This is a genomic window from Microcystis sp. M53602_WE12 (genome assembly GCF_030065455.1).
Taxonomy (GTDB): Bacteria; Cyanobacteriota; Cyanobacteriia; order Cyanobacteriales; family Microcystaceae; genus Microcystis; species Microcystis aeruginosa.
Map to the genome: position 1 here is coordinate 1 of NZ_JASJFB010000448.1, position 2,176 is coordinate 2,176.

General features: G+C 39.9%; 1 protein-coding gene and 2 pseudogenes. 1 reads left to right on the forward strand and 2 read right to left on the reverse strand.

Going from position 1 to position 2,176, the window contains the following annotated elements; genetic code table 11:
- Nucleotides 1–333: 333 nt before the first annotated feature.
- On the reverse strand, nucleotides 334–1,098 hold the full coding sequence (locus PX482_RS14980; protein ID WP_002763028.1) for a PD-(D/E)XK nuclease family protein: 765 nt from the start codon (nucleotides 1,096–1,098) through the stop codon (nucleotides 334–336).
- A 178-nt stretch (nucleotides 1,099–1,276) separates the two neighbouring features.
- Between PX482_RS14980 and PX482_RS14985 the strand changes: the two are divergent.
- A pseudogene (locus PX482_RS14985) lies at nucleotides 1,277–1,764 on the forward strand (hemolysin); the annotation flags it as partial.
- Between the two features lie 277 nt (nucleotides 1,765–2,041).
- On the opposite strand, the pseudogene PX482_RS14990 reads toward PX482_RS14985, so the two are convergent.
- Nucleotides 2,042–2,176, reverse strand: a pseudogene (locus PX482_RS14990) (IS630 family transposase); the annotation flags it as partial.

Genomic DNA, 2,176 nt, shown 5'->3' on the forward strand with positions numbered 1-2,176 from the left:
ACAACGATGTTACAATGGTTACAGCGATTTGATACAATTTCATAGTGGGTTGTTTTGTGCTTTTTTGGACAGCAATGGTTGAAACCCTTGCCACACCTACAAGGTGATCCTAGTTAAGACAGCTAAATTAGTCAATTTCACCCACAACGATGATCTTTTTTTTGTGTAGTTTTATTGCAAAAAAAAAGTTTTTTTGACAAAAAGCACAAAGTATGAATTAGGAAGTGGGGAAGTGGGAAGTGGGAAGTGGGGGAGAAGGGAGAATAAATAAAAATAATCTTCAGAATTCAGAGTTGAGAATTTATAATTCTGATCTGACAAAATTGGCAATAATTAGACAAAAGGATTGATTTCAGGGATATCCTCGAGCGAGGGTAAGTCTATTGGGCCCGATCGCTCTTGTCTAAGATAATAGGGACAATGAAGCTGACAATCGGGACGATGGGGAAAATCAACTAAATCATTTTCGTATGCCGATAGATAGCGATCGAGATCCTTCAATAAACGGCGCAAATCTCGCCCTGTCCGTTGGTGTAGTTTCCGATTATAGTTAAAAGTAATTTGTTCGGGGCTGCGGGGTAACTGCACAAACCAATAGGTCATCGATAAACTATCAAGAGGATAAGCAGAAGTTTCTCCCAAAACATACAGATAAAGTCTCGTCTGCCAATTTTTGGCTAGTTTGTCGGCATCGATCGGTTTTAAGTAGGTTTTCCAGTCAAAAATTACCGCTCGATCGCTCTCTAATAAAATTAAATCATAGATAACCGTTAATAAATAATTACCCACAGTTAAACTGCGACAATGTTCCGCTTCTCGATTGGTTTCTCCCGGATTTTGGGCAATTGCCGGGGCAGCTTTTAATAGGGCCGTTAAACAATGTTCTAACTGTTCATTTTCCCGTAATAGAGGCGCGATCGGCAGCCCTAATTCCCGCTGCTGTAATAATAGGTGAAACTGACTGCCCCATTCTTGCCGCTGCAATTGCCCAGGGTCAGCTGGTGTGTTAAGTTCCTCTAGATAGACTTTTTGAAATCTCGGTGGACAGGTTTCCAATAGGTTTAAATGACCTTGGGCAAGACGGTAGATCTTAGGCATAATAGGATTATCGTGAATAAAACAGCAGTTAGCCTATTATCGAGAAAACGGGTTTCTTTGAGAAACTATTTAGAAACCCGTTTTCTTGTAATAAATGTTAATTTCTGTTACAGGGGTCTTGAAAAATTTGCACTTGTTGGGCTAAAACTGTTAGGAATAAACCTCTGCTGTTACCGTCATCACTTCTACCCTGTTGCCGATTATTCCTGCTGTTGACGATGTTTTGTTCAATTTTGCTCAATCTGATGGTTTTTGGGCGAATTTAGAAACCGCTTTTGGCACAAGTTATGATGTGGTTAAGGCGACGCAATTACGACAGCAGTGGCAAAGCCGAAATTTTAGTCAACTTCCCCCAATTGAGGTACTCAGTGATGAGGTTTTAGGGACGGCGAATGGTGCATATTCCAGCAGTAAGAATAAGATTTATCTATCAGCATCTTTTTTAAATACGGCTTCGTCAGCAGCGATAATTAACGTAATTTTAGAAGAAATTGGGCATTATGTGGATGCTCAAATTAATCAGGTGGATAGCGCGGGAGATGAGGGGCAATTTTTGCGGAGTTGGTGCAGGGAAATAGTCTGGATGTGGCAACCTTGGAGGTATTGAAAGCTGAGGATGATTCAAAGATAATTAATTTAAATGGGGAAGTAATTACAGTTGAACAGAATAAATTGCTTAAATCTGGCAAGATTATTGTTGCTAATGATGGACAGGGACTTTATGCTATTTACGATCCTAATTTTCAAGTCAATCTAATCACTAATGGTAGTTTTGAAATTGGCCCAGATCCTGATCCTTATTTACCACTTGCCCCTGGTTCTACCGCAATCACAGGATGGACTGTTACGAGGGATCAAATTGACTATGTAGCTTATTGGGTAGATGCAGATGGCGAGCGCTCTCTTGATCTCAATGGTTCGCCTGGAGTGGGTGGTATATACTTTAGACGTTCATAATCTGAGATTTATTAAACTTCTGAAATCGTAGAGTCAGCAAGGAATCCAGTTCTTTTTTATGTTTCAGATGGGCATCATTCAGACATTCATAAATAGCTGAAGAAAAGTCAGAAAAGTTCTC

Bases quoted from the DNA above. Each gene is read 5' to 3' on its own strand.
- PX482_RS14980 (WP_002763028.1), bottom strand. From the start codon at position 1,098: ATGCCTAAGATCTACCGTCTTGCCCAAGGTCATTTAAACCTATTGGAA.